The following is a 22,788-nucleotide window of genomic DNA, read 5'->3' on the forward strand; positions in this document are numbered from 1 at the left end:
CCACTGAACGGGCCCTGTGTACTTTCAAACCTTCCTATGAAACAGCTTCCTTTCTTTGCCAGCATGCTGGTGTTAGCCGCTTGCAACTCCGCCCAGTCGGTAAGTACCACGGAGCAAGCCCCGGCCGAGCAAACACCCGCTGCTTCTACTTCGGGCACGGAAGTTTCTACTGAGCAACAGGCTGCGGCGGTTGCTACGCGCTATTTCCGCTCCCAACCTGACTCGGCGGTGTACCTGGTGCCCACTTTGCGGGTGATGGATGCCGGCCCGCGCTGGCAGGTGCTGGTGAAGCGCTCCGACCGGGTAAATATCAAGCCCGATGGTAGCGCCATCGAAATTGACAAGCAGACCGGTGTCATTAGCACAGTGGCGGTGAAGTAGCCGGTTGCATTGTGCATTCGCGCGGTTTTGTGCAGCTTGCACCCTTACTTGCACCACCCCGGCGGTTGAGGAATTAACCCGATTTTGGGGCTTCAGCCGCGTAATTTCCCCATGATGAAAGCAATTATTTTCCCCGGCCAAGGCAGCCAGTTCAGCGGCATGGGCCGCGACTTGTACGAGCAGCACACAGTGGCCAAGCGGCTAATGGATCAGGCCAACGATATTCTGGGCTTTTCCCTGACCGATATCATGTTTTCGGGCTCGGAGGAAGACCTGCGCCGTACCGATGTAACCCAGCCGGCCATCTTCCTGCATTCCGTCGCACTGGCCGCCGTGCTCCCCGATTTTCGCCCCGACATGGTGGCAGGTCACTCCCTGGGCGAGTTTTCGGCGTTGGTAGCAGCTAAAGTGCTGCGTTTCGAGGACGCTTTGCGGCTGGTAGCCCAACGGGCGCAGGCTATGCAGGCCGCTTGCCTGGAGCAGCCCGGCACCATGGCCGCCATTCTGGCCCTCGATGACGACACTACGGCCCGCATCTGTCAAGAAATTACGGATGGCGGCCATGTGGTAGTAGCCGCGAATTATAACTGTCCTGGCCAATTGGTGGTGTCTGGCTCCCAGCGCGGCATTGAGCTGGCCTGCGAGCAACTGAAGGCCGCCGGCGCCAAGCGTGCCCTGCCGCTGCCGGTGGGCGGCGCCTTCCACTCGCCCCTGATGAAGTCGGCCGAAACGGCACTGGCCGAGGCCATTGCCACCACTATCTTCTCGGCCGGTATCTGCCCCGTGTACCAGAATGTGGACGCCGCCCCCCACACCAACCCCGACGAAATCCGGGAAAACCTGGTGCGCCAGCTCACGGCCCCGGTTCGCTGGACGCAGAGCGTGCAGCGCATGGTGCAGGACGGGGCCACCGAGTTTGTGGAGTGCGGCCCCGGCAAGGTGCTGCAAGGCTTGGTAAAGAAAATTGCCCCGGAAGCGGCCGTTAGCTCAGCTACGGTGTAAGCAGCCGTTAAGTAAGTGAAAAAGGCCCGCCAGCTACTTGGTGGGCCTTTTTTATTTAGTGACCCGCCGGGTTGTACGGATCAACGGGTAACGGATCCGGGCAATTTTCCAGTAGTCTGGCTACCGTTTGGCCTGATGGTGGGTGTAATGTCGCCGCCGCAATTTCGGCCAGCGGCACTAGCGCAAACCGGCGCTCCGGCAGGTGCGGGTGGGGTATCTGGAGGTGCGGCAGGTCTAGCGCTAAATGGTCGTACAGCAAAATGTCCACGTCCAGGGTGCGAGCTCCCCAGCGCACCAGCCGCTCCCGGCCGGCCTGCTGCTCCGTGGCCTGGCAGGCGGCCAGCAGCTGCAACGGCGTCAGAGAAGTTTCCAGCTGCACCGCCTGGTTCAGAAAGGCCGGCTGATCTTCCAGGCCCCAGGCGGCCGTGGCATACAGGCCTGAGGCAGCCGTTACGGTGCCGGCCGTAGCAGTCAGGTGTCGGATGGCGGCCTGAAGCGTTGCCACCCGGTCACCGAGGTTGGAGCCGAGCAGGAGGTAGGCGGTGGGCATAGCAGTTACAACACGCGCCGTAGGAACTCCACCGTTGCCTCAGCGGCTTGCCGGGCTTCGGCGGGTAGCTCGGTGCTCGACCAAGGATGCGCCCCGCCGAAATTGTGCGTTATGCTGGGCAGAACGAGCAATTCGGCGGTGGGCTGCCATTGCTTGAGCTGCTGGGCCCGCTGCACCGGCACGGTTTCGTCCTGGTCGCCGTGGATGATGAGCAGGGGCCGGCCGCGCAGCTTGCGCCGCAGGTTATGGCGGATATCGAGGCGCAGACGGTTGCGGTGGTAGTCCTCCACAATCTGAAAGTACAGCGGCAGCTGCTGGTGGGTACGGCTGTTTTCTACGTGGAATACGCCCTGTTGCTGCCACTGCTGCATCAGGGGCTCCGACCAGCCGGGGTTCACGTCGCTGATGGCGGCCCAGGTTACTACGGCCTGCACGCGCGGGTCTTCGGCCGTTTTCAGCAGCACCAGTCCGCCGCCCCGGCTGTGCCCAACGAGGGCCAGCCGCGAAAAATCAACTTCTGCGGGCGGAATATCTTTGGCGATGGGCAAGTAATCCAGCAAAGCGCCAATGTCGTCCAGCTCCAGGCTGAAGTTGTTCTGGCCGAAAGCTTCCAGGTCTTCCAGGTCGCCGGTGCCACCTACCACCAGGCCGTTGTGCGAGAGGTTGAGCTTCACAAACACAAAACCTTGGTGGGCAAACCAGTCGGCCAGTACGTTGAAGTGCCCCCAATCTTTAAAACCCTTGAAGCCGTGCACAAATACCACCACCGGCTTCGGGCGGCCATCAGCCACAAATCGGGCATCGGCCGCAAACGGCCGGCTGTGCCGGGTGCTGGAGAGTACGAAGTCGACGGAAGTAGGCTGGGTAGGCATAGCAGCGAAGGTAGGGGCTGGACGAATTAAACCAGGAAAACACTCAGTTGCGTGTACCAACAGCGGTATTTTTCATGTTGGCCGGAAAACTACCCCTACCCCCCCAATTTCAGCTCCGCACTATTTCAGCGTTTACCCGTATCATTGCACGCCCCAAATTACCCGCATGACCGTTACGCTGGACCAGATACAGGCTCCCATTGCCGCCGAAATGGAGGAATTCGAACAGAAATTCCGCCAGTCCATGCAAACCCGTCAGCTGCTGCTGGATAAGATCATGGGCTACATCGTGAAGCGCAAGGGCAAGCAGATTCGGCCCATGTTCGTGTTCTTTACGGCCAAAATCAGCGGCGGCGACCCGCTGCCGGAAGCCACCTACCGCGGCGCGGCCCTCATTGAGCTGCTGCACACGGCCACCCTAGTACACGATGATGTGGTGGACGAGAGCAACTACCGGCGGGGCTTCTTCAGCGTGAATGCCCTCTGGAAAAACAAGATTGCCGTGCTGGTGGGCGACTATCTGCTTAGCAAAGGCCTGCTACTGAGCCTGGAAAACAACGACTACGAGCTGCTCAAAATCGTGAGCAACGCCGTGAAGGAGCTGAGTGAGGGCGAACTGCTGCAGATTGAGAAGGCCCGCCGCCTCGACATCACCGAGGACGTGTACTTTGACATTATCCGGCAGAAAACGGCTTCCCTTATTGCATCCTGCTGCGCCGTGGGGGCCGCTTCCACCGGGGCCGATGCGGCTACCATTGAGCGGGCCCGCCTGTTCGGGGAGAAAGTGGGCATGGCCTTTCAGATCAAAGACGACCTGTTCGACTTCGGCACCGACGAAATTGGCAAGCCCGTGGGCATTGATATTAAGGAAAAGAAAATGACGCTGCCCCTCATTCACGCGCTCAGCCGTGCCGATTGGCTGACCAAGCGCCGCGTCATCTTCAACGTGAAAAACAACGACGGCCGCAAAGACCGGGTGCAGGCCGTTATTGACTTTGTGAAGCAGTCGGGCGGGCTGGAATATGCCATTCAGGTGATGCAGCGCTACCGCGACGAAGCCCTGGAAATTCTGTACACCTTCCCTGCATCTTCCTCCCGCACTTCCCTGGAGCAGCTCATCAACTACACTATTGAGCGGGAGAAATAACCTAGCGGAAGAGCCTCAGTAGGACCAAAAAGCCCCTGACGCACACGTGCGTCAGGGGCTTTTTGGTGCTGTAAGAAGATGAAGCCAGCATTGCGAGCAGGTGGCTATTGGTGTTTTTTAAGCCAGTTAAGCCTTCACTTGGTAGGCAATGCTTTCCGGCTTCACTTCGGATACCTCAAAATGTACGCCGTCGAAGTTGCTCTTGACGGTTATTTCGTGAGTCATGTCGCAGCCGGGGCACTTTATTTCCTCGGTTTCGTACTGGCCGTCGTCTTCGGTGGAGTTGGCCAGGTGGTCGGCAGCGGGTACCCCAATCAAGTCGGTGAATACTTCGGTGTTACACTTGTTGCATTCGAATTTGAGGCCTACAGTGCGGCCTTGCAGTTCATCAACGGGGGCGGGGGTGCTTTTCTGTTGAATCCACATAGGAAAGCGGAAGTTTGGTTGTAGAAGGAGAAGAGTACGGCAGGCCACGCAGGCCTCTGGAAGGCTGTACGCGGAAAGGCGGCCAATAGGTTATTTCCGATAAGGGGATATTGACCGATGTTGTACATTCCAGCATCTTTCGCTAGTCCAGAAATATTGTACCTATGTCCGTCTCTGATGTAGTTGATGCGCAGATGGTCACGTTGCCGCAGGTGCCACGCTGGCGCACCTTGCTGGGCTCCTTGGCTATGGCCCGGCAACCCGTCCAAAACCTCGACCGGGTACTCACCCAACACGGCGACACGGTGCGGCTGTACCTGGGTGGTTTGCGCCCCGCCGTTATTACCCGCAACCCGGCTCTGGCCCAGCACATTCTGCAGAAAAACCACCGCCGCTACCTCAAATCCGACCTCACGCACGGCCTGATCCGGTACCTGGGCCGGGGCCTGCTCACCAACGAGGGCGCCGACTGGCTTCGGCAGCGCCGCCTGATTCAGCCCGGCTTTCACCGCCAGCGTCTCACGGCCCTCACCCGCCTGATGCAGGACGTAGTGGAGCAGTGGAGCACGGAGCTGGGCCGCCGGGTGCAGGCCGCGCCCGGTGGCCGCCTGCGCGTGGATATTCACGAAGAAATGACCCGCGTAGCCTTCGATATTATTGCTCGGGCGGTGTTTGGCACCAGTATGCGGGAGCCGGAGCGCAACCGGTTGTCGGATATTCTCACGCGCATTCAGGCTTTTTACGTGCGTACGGTGCGCCAACCCTACCTGCGGCCCTGGTTTGCCGCCACCGGTACCTTTGGCCGGCACGATGCGTTTAGCCGGGAGCTGCGGGAGTTGATTCGGGGCTATATCCGGCAGCGCCAGGCAGTTTCGCCCACTGCCGCCCCGCCCGATGACCTGCTGCAAATGCTGCTGGATGCCCGTTACGAGGACAGCCAGGAGCCCATGAGTGAAAACCAATTGCTCGATGAGGTGAATATTCTGCTGCTGGCGGGGCACGAAACCAGTGCCAACGCCCTCAGCTGGCTGTTTTACCTGCTGGCCCGCCACCCCGAAGCGGCGGCCCGGGTGCGGCAGGAGCGGGCGGCGGCCGGGCTGGCGGGCCGGGCCCCGGAGTTTAGCGAGCTGCCGCAGCTGCCGTACAGCCAGCAGGTAGTGCAGGAAACCATGCGCCTGTATCCGCCCGCTTGGATTCTGGACCGGGTGGCGCTGGAAGACGACGAGTTTCGGGGCCTGCGTATTCCGAAGGGCACGTTGTTTTCTATCTACCTCTACGGTTTGCACCGCCACCCGGGGCTGTGGCCAGAGCCCGATGCCTTCCGGCCCGAGCGGTTTGCCCCGGCCGCCCGGCCGCCCATTCCGGCCTATGCCTACCTGCCATTTGGGGGAGGGCCTCGCTTATGCGTGGGCAGCCACTTCGCCCTCACCGAAATTCAGCTGGTACTGCTGGAAGGTTTGCGCTGGTTCAACCTGACGCCAACCTCTGCCGCCTTGCCGGGTACCGACCCACTTATTACGTTGCGCCCCAAAGGCCCCCTGTGGCTGGATATAACCACGGCTTGATGGCTGGTTGTCCGCCCAACTCTCATGCTGAATGGGGTGGGAAATCTGGCTTTATCTTCTGAAAGATTGGCCCAGATTCCTCGTCCCGCTCGGAATGACACGTATTCTATTTTGCTATACTTGCCTGTATGATGCCTCCTCTGACCCTGCTGGATACCCCGGCCGTAAAAGTACCCGAGCTAGAAACCCCCGATTTGCTACTGCGTGGCCCCCGTGTGTCCGACTTGCCGGAGTTTACGGCCTTGGCCAACGACCCGGCGTTCTACCGCTTTCTGGGCAACAAGCCACAAAGCGAGGAGGACGTGTGGCGGCGGATGCTGGGCCAGCTGGGGCACTGGGCTTTGCTGGGCTACGGGGCCTGGGCCATTGAGGAAAAAGCCAGCGGCCGGTACTGTGGTTCCGTGGGCTTCTTTGACAATCAGCGCGACCTGACGCCTTCCCTAAAGGGCACGTTGGAAGCAGGCTGGACCATTGCCCCCCGCCTACACGGCCGTGGTTACGCCAGCCAAGCCATCCAGGCCGCCCTGGCCTGGATTGAGCCCCGCTTCCCCCAGGCCCGCCTCACCTGCATCATTGACCCCGACAACGTAGCCTCCCTGAACGTGGCCCGCAAATTCGGCTTCCACGAATTCGCCCGCGCCACCTACCACAACGAGCCGATTGTGCTGCTGGAACGGCCCCGATAGCAGAAACGCTAAGGCATAAAAACTGTCATTCCGAGCAAAGCGAGGAAGCTGGGTGAATCGCTCGAAACGATAATCCAGCTTCCTCGCTTTGCTCGGAATGACAGTTTTAGCTTACCTAAAGCCGATTATTCGGCCAGCAGTTGGTCAATGGTTTTGTTGAATTCGGCCACTTCCTGCTCGTAATATTTGCCGGTGCCGGGGCCCGAATAGCCGGTGTGAATCTTGCGCACTTCGCCTTTCTTGTCTAGGAAGATGGTAGTGGGGAAGGCCAGCACTTTCTGCACCTGCGGCAATGACTTGCTGGCCGCGTCCGAAGAGGCTTCGCCCGCAATGGCAATATCGTAGCCGATGTTCATGCGCTCCTTCATTTTCAGCAGTTTCTGCGCGGCCACTTTTTGGTCGGTGGTGCGCTCATAGCCCAACCCGATAATTTCCACACCGCGCTGCTTGTTCTTCTCATACCAGGGGGCCAGGAAGTTGGTTTCATCCATGCAGTTGGGGCACCAGGAACCCAGAATCTGCACCACTACCACTTTGCCCTTGTATTTGGGGTCGGAAGGGGAGATGCTGCCGCCTTCGTAGATGCTCGGGAATTTGAAGTCGAGCTTTTTCTGGCCGGGCTTCATGCCGGTGAGGGCATTGGCATCGGGCAGTTTGGCATTAGGGTCGAGCACGGCGGTCCATGTTTCGTGGCCTTTTTTGCCGCTGTAGAAGTGGCCGCTGATGTTGTTGATGTTTTCGGGCTTATCCAGCTTTCCGTCAAACAGAAAGCCGTGGCTGCCGTCGAAGGTAGAAAGCATGATGTGTTGTCCATCGGCCTTGGTTACTAGGTTACCAGCTAGGTACCGGTAGTCGCCGGTGGTGGTCAGAAAGGTACCCGTAAGGCGAGAAGGATTCACGGAATCCTGGGTGATGATGCCCACTGCAGGAGTAGTATCACCCTCTGCGCCCTTGAATACTGTCCGAAACGTAGCGCCCTTTTTCAGGTCGCCGAAAACGGGTGCTTTCTGGCTGTTACCCGTAAACAAAACAGTTTCAGAAGTGGCTTTCGTAGCCGCAAACGGCACGCGGTAGGGTTCTTTGCCGTCGTACTTCACCCAGGTGCCCTTTAGTTTGTCGGCACCATCAGGGCGTACTACTAGGGCGGCATCGAACACGCCCAGGCGGATGGTGGTGGAGTCGCCGGCGGTGCTGATTTCGTCGAGCTTCAGGCGCTCCTCGCCGTTGCGCAGCGTTACGGTGGGCTTGCCGCCGTCCTGGGCTACATCAAACAGAAACGGAATTTCCTGGCCCTGGGCCGAGAGTATGCCCCGCCAGGTACCGGCTGAGAGGGCCGTGGCCGCGTTGCTACCCGCGGCATCAGTAGCCGCCTGGTTTTCGGAAGTGGTGGAATTGGACTGACAGGCCACCGCGGCCAGCGCGAGTCCGGCCCCGGTTACGGCCTTGCGGAATGCAATGGCTACGGGCATGGTGAAAATGTTAAGTGAGTACGGGGCTAAACTACGGCCGGCCTCCGGTTGTTTACAACCTATGGCCGTTGCTGCCCGCAGATTATTACACAGAACGTCATTCCGAGCCTGCCGAGGAATCTCACGTGCTGATGTTGCCAAACTATTGGTCATGCTGAGCGAAGTCGAAGCATCTCTACCGCTTTGTTGAAATTGCCATTGCAACATCAGCACGCGAGATTCCTCGACTACGGCTCCGCCTTCGCTCGGAATGACGTTCTGTGCGCCCAAGCTGCAACAATTCCGCCACTATCCGTTAGAATCATTCTAAATGAGGCCGGAGGGCGGGGGCAAAGGGCCTAAATGTTGGGTCGCGCAACGGCCGGTACCTATATTTGCGTACCTGTGTTATGCAGGTTCGTTCTCTCCACTTTTTCCATTTCGCATTATGGCGTTTGACTTAGAAATGATCAAGGCCGTGTACGATGGCATGGGCTCCCGCATTGAAGCCGCCCGTACCGCCGTTGGCCGCCCGCTTACCCTGACTGAAAAAATCCTGTACGCTCACCTGTACGGCGGCTCTGTTTCGCAGGCGTATGAGCGGGGCGTTTCCTACGTCGATTTCGCTCCGGACCGCGTAGCCATGCAGGACGCCACGGCCCAGATGGCGCTGTTGCAGTTCATGCAGGCCGGCAAAGCCAAAGTGGCCGTGCCCAGCACCGTACACTGTGACCACCTGATTCAGGCCGAGCGTGGTGCCGACCAGGATTTGGCCGTAGCTAACTCCGAGAACAAAGAGGTATACGACTTTCTGGCCTCGGTTTCCAATAAATACGGCATCGGCTTCTGGAAGCCCGGTGCTGGTATCATTCACCAAGTAGTACTCGAGAACTACGCCTTCCCTGGCGGTATGATGATCGGTACCGACTCGCACACGCCCAACGCCGGCGGCCTCGGCATGATTGCCATTGGTGTAGGCGGCGCCGATGCCGTAGACGTAATGTCGGGCATGGCTTGGGAGCTGAAGTTCCCCAAAGTAATTGGCGTGAAACTGACCGGCAAGCTGTCGGGCTGGGCTTCGGCCAAAGACGTAATCCTGAAAGTAGCGGGTATCCTGACCGTAAAAGGCGGTACCGGTGCTATTGTGGAGTACTTCGGTGAAGGCGCGGAAAACCTGTCGGCTACCGGCAAAGGCACCATCTGCAACATGGGCGCTGAAATCGGGGCTACTACCTCAGTGTTCAGCTACGATGAGAAAATGGGCGACTATCTGCGTGGCACTGGCCGCGCCGAAATTGCCGACGCTGCCGCAGCCGTAGCCTACAACCTGCGTGCCGACGACGAAGTGTACGCCAACCCGGCCAATTTCTACGACCAGCTCATCGAAATCAACCTCTCCGAGCTGGAGCCCTATGTGAACGGCCCGTTCACCCCGGACGCAGCCTGGCCGATTTCGGAGTTTGCCGCTGCCGTGAAAGAGCACAACTGGCCCGCTAAGCTGGAGGTTGGCCTGATCGGCTCCTGCACCAACTCCTCGTACGAGGACATCACCCGCGCTGCCAGCATTGCTAAGCAAGCTGCCGACAAAGGCCTGACCGTACAAGCCGAGTACACCGTAACGCCCGGCTCGGAGCTGGTGCGCTACACCGTGGAGCGTGATGGGTTGCTGGACACCTTCGCTCAGATGGGCGGCGTGGTACTGGCCAATGCCTGCGGTCCGTGCATCGGGCAGTGGGCCCGCCACATGGACGACATGAAGCGTCCCAACTCCATCATCACCTCGTTCAACCGCAACTTCGCCAAGCGCAACGACGGCAACCCGAACACCCACGCTTTCGTGGCTTCGCCTGAAATCGTGACGGCCTTCGCCATTGCCGGCGACCTGACCTTCAACCCCCTCACCGACACGCTGACCACCAAAAACGGTGAGCAGGTGAAATTTGATGAGCCCCAGGGTATTGAGCTACCTCCGCGCGGCTTTGCTGTGGAAGATGCCGGTTTCCAGGCGCCTGCCGAAGATGGCTCGGGCGTACAGGTACTCGTGGATCAGGCTTCGGACCGTCTGCAGCTGCTGGAGCCCTTCAAGGCTTGGGAAGGCAGCGACCTGAAAGGGTTGCGCCTGCTCATCAAAGCCCAGGGCAAGTGCACCACTGACCACATTTCGATGGCCGGCCCGTGGTTGAAATACCGCGGCCACCTGGACAACATCAGCAACAACATGCTCATTGGGGCTACCAACGCCTTCAACGGCGAGGCTAACTCGGTGAAGGATGAGCTGACTTCGGGTACTCCCTATGGCCCCGTACCGCAGGTTGCCCGTAACTACAAAGCCCAGGGCATTGGCTCGGTGGTAGTAGGTGACGAAAACTACGGTGAAGGCTCCTCGCGGGAGCACGCCGCCATGGAGCCCCGCCACCTGGGCGTGCGCGCCGTGCTGGTGAAATCCTTCGCTCGTATCCACGAAACCAACCTGAAGAAGCAGGGTATGCTGGCCCTGACCTTCGCCAACAAGGCCGACTACGACCTGATTGAAGAGGACGACACCATCGACATCCTCGGTCTGACCACGTTTGCCCCCGGCAAGCCGCTGGAAGTTCGTCTGCACCACGCCGATGGCGACACGGACCTCATCACGGTGAACCACACCTACAACGAAGGCCAGATTGAGTGGTTCAAAGCCGGTTCGGCCCTGAACCTGATTCGCTTGAAAGAGTCGGGTGAAGCCCAACTGTCGCAGAAGTAGTTCTGAGCAGCTGAAGTACAACGGCCGCCTTCCCGGATAGGGGAGGCGGCCGTTGCTGTTTGGTGGCCGAATGCTGCGCGGTGAAAGCAAGCAGCAGGTATTGCCAGGGCAATGTTTCCTACCGGAAGGAATGTACCTTTGGCCGCCTTTTCCGCTTGAGGTCATCGTACATGAAGCAACCTGTACTCCCCGTTCTAGTTCTGGTATCTGCTCTTCCAGCCGCCGCGCAAACTGCTCCGGCTGTCCCTGATACGACGCAGGCACTGCCGGAGGTAACGGTAACCTACCGCGCCGGCAGCCGCACCCCAGTCACGTTTCTCAACCTCAGCGGGCAGGAGCTGAAAGCCCGCAGTGTGGGCCAGGAACCCTCGTTTCTGCTGACCCAGACGCCCGCCGTAACGGCTTATTCTGATGCCGGTAGCACCCAGGGCTACGCCTACTTTCGGTTGCGCGGCATCGACCAAACCCGCATTAACAGTACCCTGGACGGCGTGCCGCTGAATGAGCCCGAGGACCAGGGTGCCTACTTCTCCAACTACCCCGACTTGTTTAACTCCCTGAGCAGCGTGCAGCTGCAGCGGGGCGTGGGCACCAGCCAGAACGGGGTGGCCAGCTTCGGGGGCAGTTTGCAGCTGACTTCGGTGAGCCTGCTGGACTCGGCCCACACGACGCTGGGCGGCGGCTACGGCTCTTACAACAGTTACCGGCTGTATGGGGAGCACGCCAGCGGGCGGCGCGGGCACGGAGCTTTCTACGCCCGAGTTTCGCATCTGCATTCCGATGGGTACAAGATTCGCTCGGCCAATACCTCCAGCTCGGTGTACCTGAGCGGCGGGCTGTTCTATGATAAAACTACCTGGAAACTAAGTGTGCTGGCCGGGCAGCAGCGCAACCAGCTGGCTTGGCTGGGTGTGCCCGATTCGGTGATTCGGGTGAACCGCCGGGCCAATGCCAACGGCCCAGAAAACGACCGGTTCCGGCAGGCCCTAGTGCAGCTGCAAAACCAATGGCGGCTGTCGGGCCGCTCCGAAATCAGCAGCAGCATCTATGGCTCGGGTTTGCAGGGAGGCTACGACTTCGACCTGAACGCTTTTCTGGGGCTGCCCTCCACCTCGGAGCTGTACCGCTACGATTTTCGCTCGGGCTGGCTGGGCGCGTTCAGCGCCTACACCCTGCGGGGGCAGCGCTTCACCTGGACCAGCGGCTTGCACCTGAGCACTTACCGGCGGCGGCACCTGGGCAGTGAGCAGCAGGCCGGGGAGCTGTACCGCAACACCGGCTACAAGCGGGAGGGCAGCGTGTTCAGCAAGCTGGAGTACCGGCTGGGCCCGCTCACGCTGTTTGCCGATGTGCAGGGCCGCACCGCCACCTTCCGCTACCGGGGCAGTGTGCCGCTGGAGCCGCAGCGCTGGCAGTTCATCAACCCCAAAGCTGGCCTCAGCTACCAGCTCACCGAGCACACCACGCTCTACTACAGCTTGGGCCGCACCGGCCGTGAGCCAACCCGCAACGACCTGTTCGGGGGCAACGATGATCTGGCCGCTGACAGCACAGGCCGGGCCCTGATGTTCAACTCCCGCCCCGAGTACGTAACCGACCACGAAGCCGGAGTGCGCTACGTGGTCCCGCGCCTGGAGCTAAGCCTGAACGCCTATTACCTGAATTTCCGGGATGAAATTGTGCTGAACGGAAAGCTAGGCCCCAACGGGTTGGCCCTCACGAGCAACGTGGAGCAAAGCTACCGCACCGGGCTGGAGGGCACTGCGCACTGGCAAGCCACGCCGAAACTGCAGTTGGTATACAACGCGGCCTTCAACTACAGCCGCATCCGGGAGCAAACCCAGGATTTTCGTCCCATCCTGACGCCCGCCGTGCTGCTCAACCAGGAAGTAAACTACTCAACCGGGCCCTGGCTGTTGGGCGTATCGGCGCGCTACCAAAGCCGCTCTTACCTGGACTTTGCCAACTCCGCCACTATTGCCGGCTACGGGCTGCTAAATGCGCGTGTACGCTACGCCCGGACGCGCTGGGAGGCTACGCTGTTCGGTAATAATCTTACCAACAGCCGCTATTTTAACAACGGTTATGTGGAGCCCGATGGCACCCGCAAATATTTTGTGCAGGCTCCCACCAATGTATACTTGGATGTGCGGCTGCATTTTTAATCTTACTGAAGTGCGCAGTTTGTTGTAGCCGTTTTCCTCACTTGTATGAAGCACGCGTTGGTATTTGGGAAGTTTCTGCCGTTTCATATCGGGCACGCCGCCCTCATTGAGTTTGCCCGCCGCCACAGCACCCGCCTGACGGTGCTAGTGTGCGCCAGCGACCAGGAAACTGTGCCGGGCGAGGTACGGGCCGCCTGGATACGGGAAACGTATGCTGCCCAGCCCGAGGTAGAGGTACAAGTGCTGGAATACCGAGAGCAGGAGTTAGCCAACACCTCCGAAACCTCCCTGGCCGTGGCTCAGGCCTGGGCCGACCGGTTTCGGGAAGTGCTGCCGGAAGTAACGTTGGTTGTGACCTCCGAGCCCTACGGTGCCCTGGTAGCCGCGCGTATGGGCATCGAATACCTGGATTTTGATGTGTTCCGGGCGCAGGTGCCGGTTTCGGGTACAGCTATTCGGGGTGATGTGCGGGCCGGTTGGGCTTGGCTGCCGGCCAGCGTGCAGCGCCATTACCAGCGCACCGTGGCTATTCTGGGTACCGAATCGACCGGTAAAACCACGCTGGCCGAGCAATTGGCCAAGCACTTCAAGGCCGTATGGGTACCCGAAGCCGGCCGTGACCTGATTCCGGACTCTACTGATTTCAGACAGGAGCAACTGCTAGCAGTGGCAGCTGAGCACGCGCGGCGCATTGCGGAAGTCCGCGCTATTGCTGGTCCGTTACTGCTACTCGATACCGATGTGCACATCACCCAATCATACGCGCGGCTGCTGGGGCAGGAGTACCTCACACTGCCTCCGGGGATATACCAGCAGAACCGCGCCGACCTGTACCTCTACCTCGCGCCTGATGTGCCACTGGTGCAGGATGGTACCCGCCTGCCCGGGCCGGAGCGTACCCGGCTGGAAGCGCTGCACCGCCAAACCCTGGCCGATTTCAATATTGCGTACTACGAAATAAGCGGCGGCTGGGCGGAGCGCTGGGCTCAGGCTGTTACGCTAATTGAGACGCAGTTTCGGCTGGAGGTGCGGCTATAGCGTGGCTACTTGCTCCGGCCGGTTTTCCTGTGGCTTCGGTACCAGGTAATAACACAGCAGGATGACCAGGCCAGTCAGGAAGAGACAACCCGCTACTTCATTTACTTTGATAGTATGTATAGGAGAGTATGGTACCGTGGATTTGTTGTGTTCATATGGCTGCTAGCCACTGTGCCGGCAGGCGCGCAAATCACTCAGCTGGATACCCTGTACGCGCGGACTTTGGCCGGCAACCGCCCGGCCCTGGAAAAAGTAGTGCGGCTTACCAAAAGCCGTCAACACGTACGATACCAGATGGGCCGCCACCAACGGAAAAGCCGGCTGGGCAAGCTGGCCGCGTCCAGCCTGCAGGACTTAGTGGTATTCTCTGTCAGTGAGCAGGGGGGGCAGCCGCTGGATTTTTCGCGCACCCATCTGGCACTGGTGCGAAGCCGAATGTCGGATTTGCGCTACTTTCCGGTGTACAAACAGTGGGGGCTGAGCCGGCTGGAAGATGATTCCAGCAGTGTGCATCATCTGCGGCAACTGCCTCCAGGTAGGGTAACCGATAAGGTGAAGCCACCCTCGGCGCTGGCCTACAGAGCAGCGGAAGGCCGGCGGCTGGATTCCTTGTGGCAGGCCCGCAGCCCGTTGCTGCTTCGGGAGCTGCCCCGCTACGTGTACTGGCACCGCGACCAAGGGTTTCTGGAACGGGATATGGTGACGTTCATGGAGCATACCACTGGGCTGCAGGTGGGGGTACATAACTACACCGCCGATACCGTGTATTCCCTGGCCTACGATTTCCGCGGGGTGGCGCTGCGTAACTATACCGTTTTTTGGGCCCGCCACTATCATTATTTCAGCTGGAACCAGCAAAAAGGTCGTTTCGAAGCGCCTGCCTTGCCAGTCCGGCCACGCTCCGCAGTGCAGCAGCTGCTCGACCAGATTGCCGGTTCAGATTCCAGCGCGGCGTTTCAGGCTTACACGGCCTTTATTGAGCAGAATATTCAGGTTCCTTCGAGGAATATGGATGAACTAACAAGCTTTTTTCCGAATCGGGCCCTGCCTATTTTCTGGGAGAAATTCATACGAAGCAAACAAGCCATGCGCGCTTACCTGCGTCAGAAAGGCTTACCCCTCACGCTGCCGCCGGCGCTGCAACAGCAAAGCTTGCAGCTACTACAGCCCCTGCCTTTCGGGCAGCGTTACCAGCTAGAAAACCACCTGATTAGCGTACTGAATCCGGAACAGATAACTGCCTTTGAGTTGCTGATGTTGGACTATTCCCGAAACGATGCGGCGCAGGAGTCGGTGGGGCGCATTCTGGACGTGTGGTATTCCCGAAACTGGCCCCAGGTTACCGGCAGCGAGAAACAGCTGGGATTATACCTGAAAAAGATAAGCGCGTACAAAGGCCTGGGCATTGTGGGAGGCAGCAACAGCTTTGCCCACAAGCTGAATACGCTACGTGGGCAGCCGCGCCGGGCCGTACGCCACCTGGCAGTTACGGCCCCGGACGCGGAGGTGCAAAAAACGGCCCGTATGCTGTTGCGGCCCCACTGGTCCTCTCGTTCCCGGCGCACGTTCAGCCGGGTCCGGCCGGCTTCATCTCCCGCCAGATTATTCAACGCGGACAGCCTGCGACAAGTGCTGCTGGGCCGAGGTCTGCAGGTGTACCCGGCAGGAAAGCTGAGCGTGGCGCGCATAGATACTGCCCTGAAATATGATGCGCCCTTGGGGTTTGTGGGCGGCCATACGCCCCGCACCACCACCTTGGAACCGCTAATAAGACTACTGGAAGCAGAATTTCACACTGATCTGGGTTTCGGCCCCGCATTCGGTGACTGGCGACTGTCCGGCTCTCCTTCCGTGGTACACCGGGCCCGGGCGTGGCGCTGGTACCTGCGCCGCCAGGGGCTATTGGGCAAGGATACCGACCCCATTTCTTTCGTGCAGAAGAATAGTTTTCATAGCCGTTCGCCTACCAGGAAGTTGAAATGGAAAATCCGGCGATTCACGCGCCGCCTATTCCGGTAGCTACCAGCCGGTTGTCAGGCATTCACTTGCTCCGGCCGGTTTTCCCGTGGCTTCTGTACTAAGTAGTAATACAGCAGGATGACCAGGCCTGTGAGAAACGGAAGCAATGCTAGGTGCTTGCCGGTGATGTTGCCCCACACTACCACGGTATCAAACCCCAGAAACTCGCTGATCATCCAGTAGGAGTTAGCCGAAATCCAGAACACAATAGCTAGGTTATGGGCCAGCTCCGCTTTAATCTCGCGGGTGCGCCAGGTGATGAGCAGGGCAATAGTCAGCGTGGGAAAAATCATGCTGATGCCCAGGGGCTTCCAGATCATACACCAGCCAATATCCTTCAGGAGCCAGAACAGAATGTGCAGGTTCTCCAGGCGCCGATACGGGGCCGGAATGGTGTAGAGCTGGTCATTGGGCTGGTGCATGGGCGCGGGCGAAAAGCCAAAGGTATATGCTTAGAAAGTCGCTGCAACAACCGGAAGCGGTAGCCTAGGCCAGCTTTTTCAGGAGGCTTGCGTATGAGGTCCCATCCGCTCTTTCGTAGGTTGACCCGCATGAAAATCCCGATCAAACAAGTTGTTAAAGGAGTAGCCTGGACCGGCGCCGGGCTAGTAGGTGCAGTTGTGGTGTACTTAGCTGCTTCTGCTGCCCTTTCGGCCGTGCCAGTAGCTGCCACAAGCAACGCGCCTGTCTCCGAGCAACCAATTGAAGCCTACATCCTGTCCAATGGGGTACACACCGATTTGGTAGTGCCAGTACGCTCTGCCCACGCCGACTGGACGCAGCTGGTGCCTTATACCGATACGCCCGCCGCCGATAGTACCATGCAATTCGTGGGGTTTGGCTGGGGCGACAAAGGTTTCTACCTCGACACCCCTACCTGGGCCGAACTCAAGCCCAGCACTGCCGTAAAAGCCATGTTCTGGCTGGGCACCACGGCTATGCATACTACTTTTCATCACCGCCCGGTGGAGGGGCCCGACTGTGTGCGGCTGCAACTAAGTCCGGCGGAATATGCCCGGCTGGTTGCCTTCATTAAAGGCAGCTTCGACTTTGGCGCCCAAGGCCGGCCCCAGCATATCAAGGGGCACAGCTACGGCCAGCACGATGCCTTTTACGAGGCCCGGCGCACGTATAACCTGTTTTATACCTGCAACACCTGGGCAAATAACGGTCTGAAGGCTGCCGGCCAGAAAGCAGCCCTGTGGACTCCCTTCGACTTTGGCATCTTTTGGCAATACCGCTAGCCTCTCGCCATTTTTAAGCTGGTTTTAACACCGAAAAAAACAGTTCAACCGTACATTCGACCCTATGACGACTTACGACGAAATCTTCGAGAACAACCGCCAGTGGGTGGCCACTAAAACAGGTACCAACGCTGATTTCCTGCGGCAGCTGGCCTCCGACCAGAAGCCCGACTACCTCTACATCGGTTGTAGCGACTCCCGCGTAACCGCCGAGGACCTGATGGGCGTGGCCCCGGGCGAGGTATTCGTGCACCGCAACGTGGCTAACCTGGTTATCAGCATCGACCTCAATGCCTCCTCGGTGATTGAGTATGCCGTGGCGCACCTGGGCGTGAAGCATATTGTGGTATGCGGGCACTATGGCTGCGGGGGCGTGAAAGCCGCCATGCAGTCTAAAGACCTGGGTGTGATGAACCCCTGGCTACGCAACATTCGGGACGTATACCGCACGCACCAAGCAGAGCTGGATGCCATTGAGGACGCGGACCAGCGCTACGACCGGCTGGTGGAACTGAACGTGCAGGAGCAGTGCATCAACGTCATCAAGATGGCCGTGGTGCAGCAGAAATATCTGGAGAATGGCTACCCCACGGTACACGGCTGGGTGTTCGACCTGAAAACTGGTTTGCTAAAAGATCTGAAGCTGGACTTCGAGGAAATCCTGCACAACATTCAGGAAATCTACAACCTGGGCGACGAGCCGATTTTCAAATCCAAAAACGCTCGGGCCGAGGAAATTGCCAACAGCGCTAAGGAGGAGGTGCAGCGCTAACGCCTGAGAGCAGCGCATAAAAAAGGCCGGCGGTTTTTTGGGGTAGTATCCCGAAAAACCGCCGGCCCTTTTTATGCGTGGATGATGAAATAATGGTCTTAGTTAAGCCACACCTGAGCCACAGGCTCAAAGCGGGTTTTGGCAAACGCGCCGTACGGCTGCTCGGCATAAAAGCCCAACACATGTACCTGTAACTCGCCGGTGCGCGCATGACGCCGCATCTGAATAGGGTAGACCTGGCCGCTGGTAGGCCAATCACCAATGTGGTCAATAGGGCGTCGGGTGGCATCTATGCACCGGGCAAACTGCTGGAGCGGAAGAGGAACGGGAAGCTTCGTTTTTGACATATCCAAAGATACACATATTGTCGCATTTGTACTAAAAAAATTAGTGTAAAATATAGGAAGGTTAGGATGCTGAAAATCCTGTTTTGGGGCGTTCTAAAAGAGGTTGCGCCAACCCCAGATAGTTATTGTATTGGCTGCGTTTTTAGTGAGTTCAGCTAGTTTCGATTGAACTGTATGCCAATAATTTTGGACGAAAAATACCTTGGCCTGTGTGCTGAATATATTCTTAGCTGATTATTGTTTTTCGACCCGGACGCTGTAGTGCTGATTCTGAGTTTGCACCCGTACTATATACAGACCCGCCGGGCAAGCACGTAAATCAAGTTGGGCTTGTGGGGCTGTCACCAACTGGGAGCTTAGTAGCTGCCCCACAACTGAAAATACTTCTACAGTAGCCGGCACCTGAGGCAAAATAAGCTGAGCGAAGCGGTTTGTCGGGTTTGGGTATACCATAAGGCCTGCTGAACGCACCGGCCGTACGGGTAGCACTTGTTGGTAGCGGGTAGCAGCGGCGGCAGCGGCAGTTTCCAGTTGCGTAAGCGTGGGCGCTGCCAATACAGCAAAAGCTACTAGTGCCGAGTCGGCGGGGGCCAGGGGGGGCAAAACTGCCCCAGTTACCTGCGAGGCATCCGTTTCGGTTGTAAGCTGGGCCTGTTGAGTGCCGCTGCTTAGGGTCATGAACTTCTCGGCTGAGCTAAAGCCATTGGCCAGGTACACGGGGCTGCTTGCCGGTGCTTGATTATTGATGGCATAAGCACTGGGCTGACCGCCGGCCAGATGCTGAACTCCGGTGTACAGCCGGGGGGCCGCCGGATCGAAGAGGTACTGCAGCCGACGAGCACCGTCCCAGGCCACTACGTTGCGGCTGGCTTCGCCAGGTAAGTCCCAGTCCATGAACAAGCCCACGTGCAGTGGCTTGAGCGTATCGGCTGTGAGGTTGGTGAGCCGGTATTCCAGAATTACGTAGTTGTGATGCGGCGCGGCGGCCCAGGCATAGGCGTGCTGGCGTACCCGCACGCCCACCGTACGGCCACGAGTGAGGCTGGGCAGCGAATCTTGGAACAGGCTGTTAGCTTCTTGGTCGGCCCGCAACGGTTGGGCGCGAAGCTGGGCGCGGGTCAGCGTCCAGAAATCGGTATCGGCGCCGCGCCGCTCATTACGCACATTATCGGACACGCGGGTAGCGGATGTGGCAATCAGCAAGCCGCCCTCAGCCAGAAGCGGCGGCCCCTGCCGGTAGCTGACGCCCTCCCCGGCATCAGAACCCAACCCATCGTAACCAATATTGCCCCGGCTGGTAAGCGTAAGGGCTAGGTTTCCAGCATTCAAAACCACATAATCGGGGTTCAGTAGCACGGTTTCGTACTGGTCTTCCTGGTAGCCAGTGGCCGCATCCTGCAGGCGGTAGCGCAGCACAGCTTTCGTGTTGAGTGGTGTGCCAGCGGCTACGGTCAGGCGAAAAGGAGCAGTAGAATTAGCGCGCTGCTCCAAGGTGACCAATGGCCCTACTGCAAAGCTGCCCTGCCGTACCAGCACGTAAGGCGACAAGGAAGTGACGGTAACCGCGAGGTTGCTCAGGGGCTGTAACAGGTTTTGCACCTGTACCGTGAGGCGGAGCGTGTCGCCGGGGGCGTAACTGCGACGAGCGGGGCTGTAGGTGCGGCCTATAATGCGGGCGGAATGCTGATTGGCCTCTGTTACGGCGCGCAAAGCATTAAGGCGGCCTGAGCCAATGCGGCCAGCATACGCGGCGTTGCCCGGTAGCGCATCTATATTATCAGTGGTACGGCGCAGTTGGGCCGCTACCTGGGCCGCGTTGTACCGGGGAAACCGGGTACGCACCAGCCCCGCTGCTCCCGCTACCAGTGGGGCTGCAAACGAGGAACCGCCCACGGCTATGTAGTCGGTATCGGTGTTGCCGAAGGTGGTCAAAATTTGAGTGCCGGGGGCCGATAAATCGACGCGGCGGCTGAAGGTGGCATTGGTACTTCGCTCATCCGAGGGGGTAAGGGTAGCCACAGATACCACATGCTCGTAACTGGCCGGGTAAAAATCCAGGTCGGCACCGGTGTTGCCGGCGGCGGCTATAATCACCGCGTCGTGGTTGATGGCCGCGTACTTGATAACATCCTGCTCGAAGCGGGAAAAGCCGCCAGGGGCTCCCCAGGAGAGGTTGATAATTTGGCAGCCGTGGTCGGCGGCATATACAATGGCCTCGTAGCCGCCAAAGGAGCCGGTACGGGTGCTGGAATAGATTTTCAGGGGGAGAAACCGGCAGCGGTAGCCCACACCCGCAATACCTTTGGCATTGTTGGTGGCGGCCGCTGCGCAACCCGCTACCAGTATACCGTGTACGCTGTTGGCTTCCCGTACGGGGTCGTTGTCGTTATCGGCAAAATCCCAGCCGGTGTAATTGTCCACGTAGCCATCCTGGTCGTTGTCGAGGCCATCGGGCAGGTCGCGGCGGTTGCGTTGCACCTGGGAGGCCAAGTCTTCGTGGGTGAGGCGGGTGCCACCGTCCACAATGGCAATGGTAATGGCCGTATCGCCCTGGGTAACGTCCCAGGCCCGGTAGGCCCGAATATTTTTGAGATGATACTGGCCCCCGGCACGGGTGGAGTCGGCCAAGGGGTCGGAGGTCTGAAGCAGTGGGGGATAGTAGTAGAGGGGCTCAGCGTATTCCACCACCCCGGTTTTCTGCAGCTGGCGGCAGGCTTCCTCTACCGGGATATTCACCGGAATCCTGACTTCGTATACCAACGCTAGGTCAACTGCTCCGGGTAAATCGGTGGGTGGCGGGGTGCTGTGCGGAAATTTGCGCTGCAGCGGCTCTGCCGCGAGGTGGCGCAAAGCGGCCTGCAATGCGGGCAATGCACTGGGGGCAGTAGCCACGTACGCGGGCGCAAGCTTGATTACCACCCGGCCCGCCTGCACCGTTTTCTGCGGAGCCTGCCCCCAACTGGCCAGTGGAAGGCCCAACACCAGCAAACACAGCGCAAAACCAGCTTGCCGCCAAAACAGAGTACCGGATAGACGCATACAATCGGGCTAAATTAGGTCAGGAATCCAGGGGAAGCAGTTAAAAATATTCGGCAGCTTCCTCCGCTAAAGATACTCAACAGACCAGCGCTTTGGGGGGCGTTTTCTACTAAAAAGCCACCGGCCTATCCGGACAATCCGAATGAGCCGGTGGCTACTGAAAAGGAGGTTAAAAAGCAACTAGCGCGGCTTGGCGTATTTGTACTTTTTTGGCGCGTTTACAGTGCGGTATTTGTAGGGGTTCTTCGCGTTGGGGTCGATGTTCAGGCCCAGGCCAACGGTGTTGCGCTCCTTTTTGAAACGGGCTTTGTTGTTGTCGCGCTTGGTACGGTCCATGGAAACGGAGCCGTAGCGGCTGGGGCGCTCCAGCATTTTATCTTCGCTGGAGCAGGAAGTGCCCGCCAGCAGCAGAGCGCAGGCGGAGCAGAGTAGGAGAATTTTCATACCAGAGACGGTGGCTAGTGGAGGAAGGAGCTGCCAGGACAAGCGGCGGCTACACAAAGCTTTGTACTCCAATGAAACCTAAAAGGATACATCCTTTCTTGGAGCCATGCCCCGCCGGGAACCACTGCTACAAACTCAGCATTTCCCGAAACCGCGCCGACTGCTGCCGCGACACTTCCACCTCGGGGCCACCACCGCGCAGCTTGATTTTAAGCGTATTGCTAAACCAGGGCTCAATGCTTTCCACCCATTTCAGGTTAATAATTTGCTGGCGGTTGGCCCGGAAAAAAACGCGGGCATCCAGGCGCTGCTCCAGGTGCTGCAACGTGCGCGGAATAAGGGGGCGGTGCTGCTCGAAGTAAATTTGGGTGTAGCTGCCATTGATTTCAAACAGCCGGATATCGGCCAGGCGCACAAACCAGCACTGCTCCCCGTCTTTCACAAACACCTGGTCCTGCTCGGTAAGCAGGGCAGGGGCCGGCTCTTCCGGCTCCGGACCGGCGGCGGGGGCCAGTGCAGAAACCGGAGCCGGGGTCATAAGCTTGGTGCGGGCTTTGGCCAGGGCTGCCGCCAGCCGGTTTTCCTGAATGGGCTTAAGCAGGTAATCCAGCGCATTCACCTCGAAAGCCTGCAGCGCATACTCGTCGTAGGCGGTGGTGAAGATGACGTGCGGGGCTACATCCAGAGAGGCCAGCAACTCAAAACCCGTTTCGCCGGGCATATGAATATCCAAGAACAAAATATCGGGTTGCAGGTCCTGGAGCTGGGTGCGTGCTTCCCCGGCATGGCGGGCCTCACCCACCACCGTTACCTCCGGGAAAGCGCGCAGCAGGTGGCGCAGCTCCGTGCGGGCCAGGCGGGAATCGTCAACGAGCAGAGCATTCATACAGCGCAGCTATA

General features: G+C 59.0%; 20 protein-coding genes. 11 read left to right on the forward strand and 9 right to left on the reverse strand.

From position 1 onward, the window contains the following. Positions 1 to 36: 36 nt before the first annotated feature. Both ROI90_RS13290 and fabD read left to right on the forward strand, forming a co-directional pair. The gene (locus tag ROI90_RS13290; protein ID WP_315998835.1) at positions 37 to 381 is read left to right on the forward strand and encodes a hypothetical protein; all 345 of its coding nucleotides are present in this window, start codon (positions 37 to 39) and stop codon (positions 379 to 381) included. 114 nt (positions 382 to 495) lie between these two features. Continuing rightward, positions 496 to 1,383, forward strand: coding sequence for an ACP S-malonyltransferase (gene fabD, locus ROI90_RS13295; protein WP_315998836.1), 888 nt, complete (start codon positions 496 to 498; stop codon positions 1,381 to 1,383). 55 nt (positions 1,384 to 1,438) lie between these two features. On the opposite strand, the gene folK is transcribed toward fabD, so the two are convergent. Together folK and ROI90_RS13305 are read right to left on the reverse strand one after the other, a co-directional pair. Continuing rightward, a complete protein-coding gene (gene folK / locus ROI90_RS13300) occupies positions 1,439 to 1,933 on the reverse strand; it encodes a 2-amino-4-hydroxy-6-hydroxymethyldihydropteridine diphosphokinase (protein ID WP_315998837.1) in 495 nt (164 codons plus the stop codon). A 5-nt stretch (positions 1,934 to 1,938) separates the two neighbouring features. Beyond that, the gene (locus ROI90_RS13305; RefSeq protein ID WP_315998838.1) at positions 1,939 to 2,805 is read right to left on the reverse strand and encodes an alpha/beta hydrolase family protein; all 867 of its coding nucleotides are present in this window, start codon (positions 2,803 to 2,805) and stop codon (positions 1,939 to 1,941) included. 166 nt (positions 2,806 to 2,971) lie between these two features. On the opposite strand from ROI90_RS13305, the gene ROI90_RS13310 reads away from it, so the two are divergent. After that, positions 2,972 to 3,952 carry a polyprenyl synthetase family protein gene (locus ROI90_RS13310; protein ID WP_315998839.1) on the forward strand — a complete coding sequence of 327 codons (981 nt, stop codon included), beginning with the start codon at positions 2,972 to 2,974 and terminating at the stop codon, positions 3,950 to 3,952. A 126-nt stretch (positions 3,953 to 4,078) separates the two neighbouring features. Here the strand turns inward: ROI90_RS13310 and ROI90_RS13315 are convergent, their stop codons facing one another. After that, positions 4,079 to 4,378 carry a hypothetical protein gene (locus tag ROI90_RS13315; protein WP_315998840.1) on the reverse strand — a complete coding sequence of 100 codons (300 nt, stop codon included), beginning with the start codon at positions 4,376 to 4,378 and terminating at the stop codon, positions 4,079 to 4,081. Between the two features lie 164 nt (positions 4,379 to 4,542). Here ROI90_RS13315 and ROI90_RS13320 point away from each other — a divergent pair, with 164 nt between their 5' ends. Then, the gene (locus tag ROI90_RS13320; protein ID WP_315998841.1) at positions 4,543 to 5,943 is read left to right on the forward strand and encodes a cytochrome P450; all 1,401 of its coding nucleotides are present in this window, start codon (positions 4,543 to 4,545) and stop codon (positions 5,941 to 5,943) included. Positions 5,944 to 6,071: 128 nt separating this feature from the next. Then, positions 6,072 to 6,629, forward strand: coding sequence for a GNAT family N-acetyltransferase (locus ROI90_RS13325; protein ID WP_315998842.1), 558 nt, complete (start codon positions 6,072 to 6,074; stop codon positions 6,627 to 6,629). A 125-nt stretch (positions 6,630 to 6,754) separates the two neighbouring features. On the opposite strand, the gene ROI90_RS13330 is transcribed toward ROI90_RS13325, so the two are convergent. Next, complete coding sequence (locus tag ROI90_RS13330; protein WP_315998843.1) at positions 6,755 to 8,098, reverse strand: TlpA disulfide reductase family protein; 1,344 nt, start codon at positions 8,096 to 8,098, stop codon at positions 6,755 to 6,757. A 427-nt stretch (positions 8,099 to 8,525) separates the two neighbouring features. Here ROI90_RS13330 and ROI90_RS13335 point away from each other — a divergent pair, with 427 nt between their 5' ends. The 4 genes from ROI90_RS13335 to ROI90_RS13350 all read left to right on the forward strand — a co-directional run bounded on the left by ROI90_RS13335 (position 8,526) and on the right by ROI90_RS13350 (position 16,042). Continuing rightward, positions 8,526 to 10,820, forward strand: coding sequence for an aconitate hydratase (locus ROI90_RS13335; protein ID WP_315998844.1), 2,295 nt, complete (start codon positions 8,526 to 8,528; stop codon positions 10,818 to 10,820). A 170-nt stretch (positions 10,821 to 10,990) separates the two neighbouring features. Continuing rightward, positions 10,991 to 12,985 (forward strand): TonB-dependent receptor, encoded by a 1,995-nt coding sequence (locus tag ROI90_RS13340; protein WP_315998845.1) that lies wholly within the window; start codon positions 10,991 to 10,993, stop codon positions 12,983 to 12,985. Positions 12,986 to 13,030: 45 nt separating this feature from the next. Further along, a complete protein-coding gene (locus ROI90_RS13345; RefSeq protein WP_315998846.1) occupies positions 13,031 to 14,023 on the forward strand; it encodes an AAA family ATPase in 993 nt (330 codons plus the stop codon). A gap of 147 nt (positions 14,024 to 14,170) precedes the next feature. Continuing rightward, the gene (locus tag ROI90_RS13350; RefSeq protein WP_315998847.1) at positions 14,171 to 16,042 is read left to right on the forward strand and encodes a hypothetical protein; all 1,872 of its coding nucleotides are present in this window, start codon (positions 14,171 to 14,173) and stop codon (positions 16,040 to 16,042) included. A 14-nt stretch (positions 16,043 to 16,056) separates the two neighbouring features. Here the strand turns inward: ROI90_RS13350 and ROI90_RS13355 are convergent, their stop codons facing one another. After that, positions 16,057 to 16,464, reverse strand: coding sequence for a hypothetical protein (locus tag ROI90_RS13355; RefSeq protein ID WP_315998848.1), 408 nt, complete (start codon positions 16,462 to 16,464; stop codon positions 16,057 to 16,059). A 129-nt stretch (positions 16,465 to 16,593) separates the two neighbouring features. On the opposite strand from ROI90_RS13355, the gene ROI90_RS13360 reads away from it, so the two are divergent. Then, complete coding sequence (locus ROI90_RS13360; RefSeq protein ID WP_315998849.1) at positions 16,594 to 17,286, forward strand: TIGR02117 family protein; 693 nt, start codon at positions 16,594 to 16,596, stop codon at positions 17,284 to 17,286. A gap of 64 nt (positions 17,287 to 17,350) precedes the next feature. Continuing rightward, positions 17,351 to 18,058 (forward strand): carbonic anhydrase, encoded by a 708-nt coding sequence (locus ROI90_RS13365; protein WP_315998850.1) that lies wholly within the window; start codon positions 17,351 to 17,353, stop codon positions 18,056 to 18,058. A 98-nt stretch (positions 18,059 to 18,156) separates the two neighbouring features. Here the strand turns inward: ROI90_RS13365 and ROI90_RS13370 are convergent, their stop codons facing one another. The 4 genes from ROI90_RS13370 to ROI90_RS13385 form a co-directional block, all read right to left on the reverse strand. Beyond that, positions 18,157 to 18,405 (reverse strand): hypothetical protein, encoded by a 249-nt coding sequence (locus ROI90_RS13370; protein ID WP_315998851.1) that lies wholly within the window; start codon positions 18,403 to 18,405, stop codon positions 18,157 to 18,159. A gap of 234 nt (positions 18,406 to 18,639) precedes the next feature. Further along, positions 18,640 to 21,444, reverse strand: coding sequence for a S8 family peptidase (locus tag ROI90_RS13375; protein WP_315998852.1), 2,805 nt, complete (start codon positions 21,442 to 21,444; stop codon positions 18,640 to 18,642). A gap of 180 nt (positions 21,445 to 21,624) precedes the next feature. Next, positions 21,625 to 21,888: a hypothetical protein gene (locus ROI90_RS13380; RefSeq protein ID WP_315998853.1), complete on the reverse strand. Its 264-nt coding sequence runs from the start codon at positions 21,886 to 21,888 to the stop codon at positions 21,625 to 21,627. 127 nt (positions 21,889 to 22,015) lie between these two features. Beyond that, positions 22,016 to 22,774 carry a LytR/AlgR family response regulator transcription factor gene (locus ROI90_RS13385; protein WP_315998854.1) on the reverse strand — a complete coding sequence of 253 codons (759 nt, stop codon included), beginning with the start codon at positions 22,772 to 22,774 and terminating at the stop codon, positions 22,016 to 22,018. Positions 22,775 to 22,788: the final 14 nt, after the last annotated feature.

The organism is Hymenobacter endophyticus, from assembly GCF_032464715.1.
In the GTDB taxonomy this organism is placed as follows: Bacteria; Bacteroidota; Bacteroidia; order Cytophagales; family Hymenobacteraceae; genus Hymenobacter; species Hymenobacter endophyticus.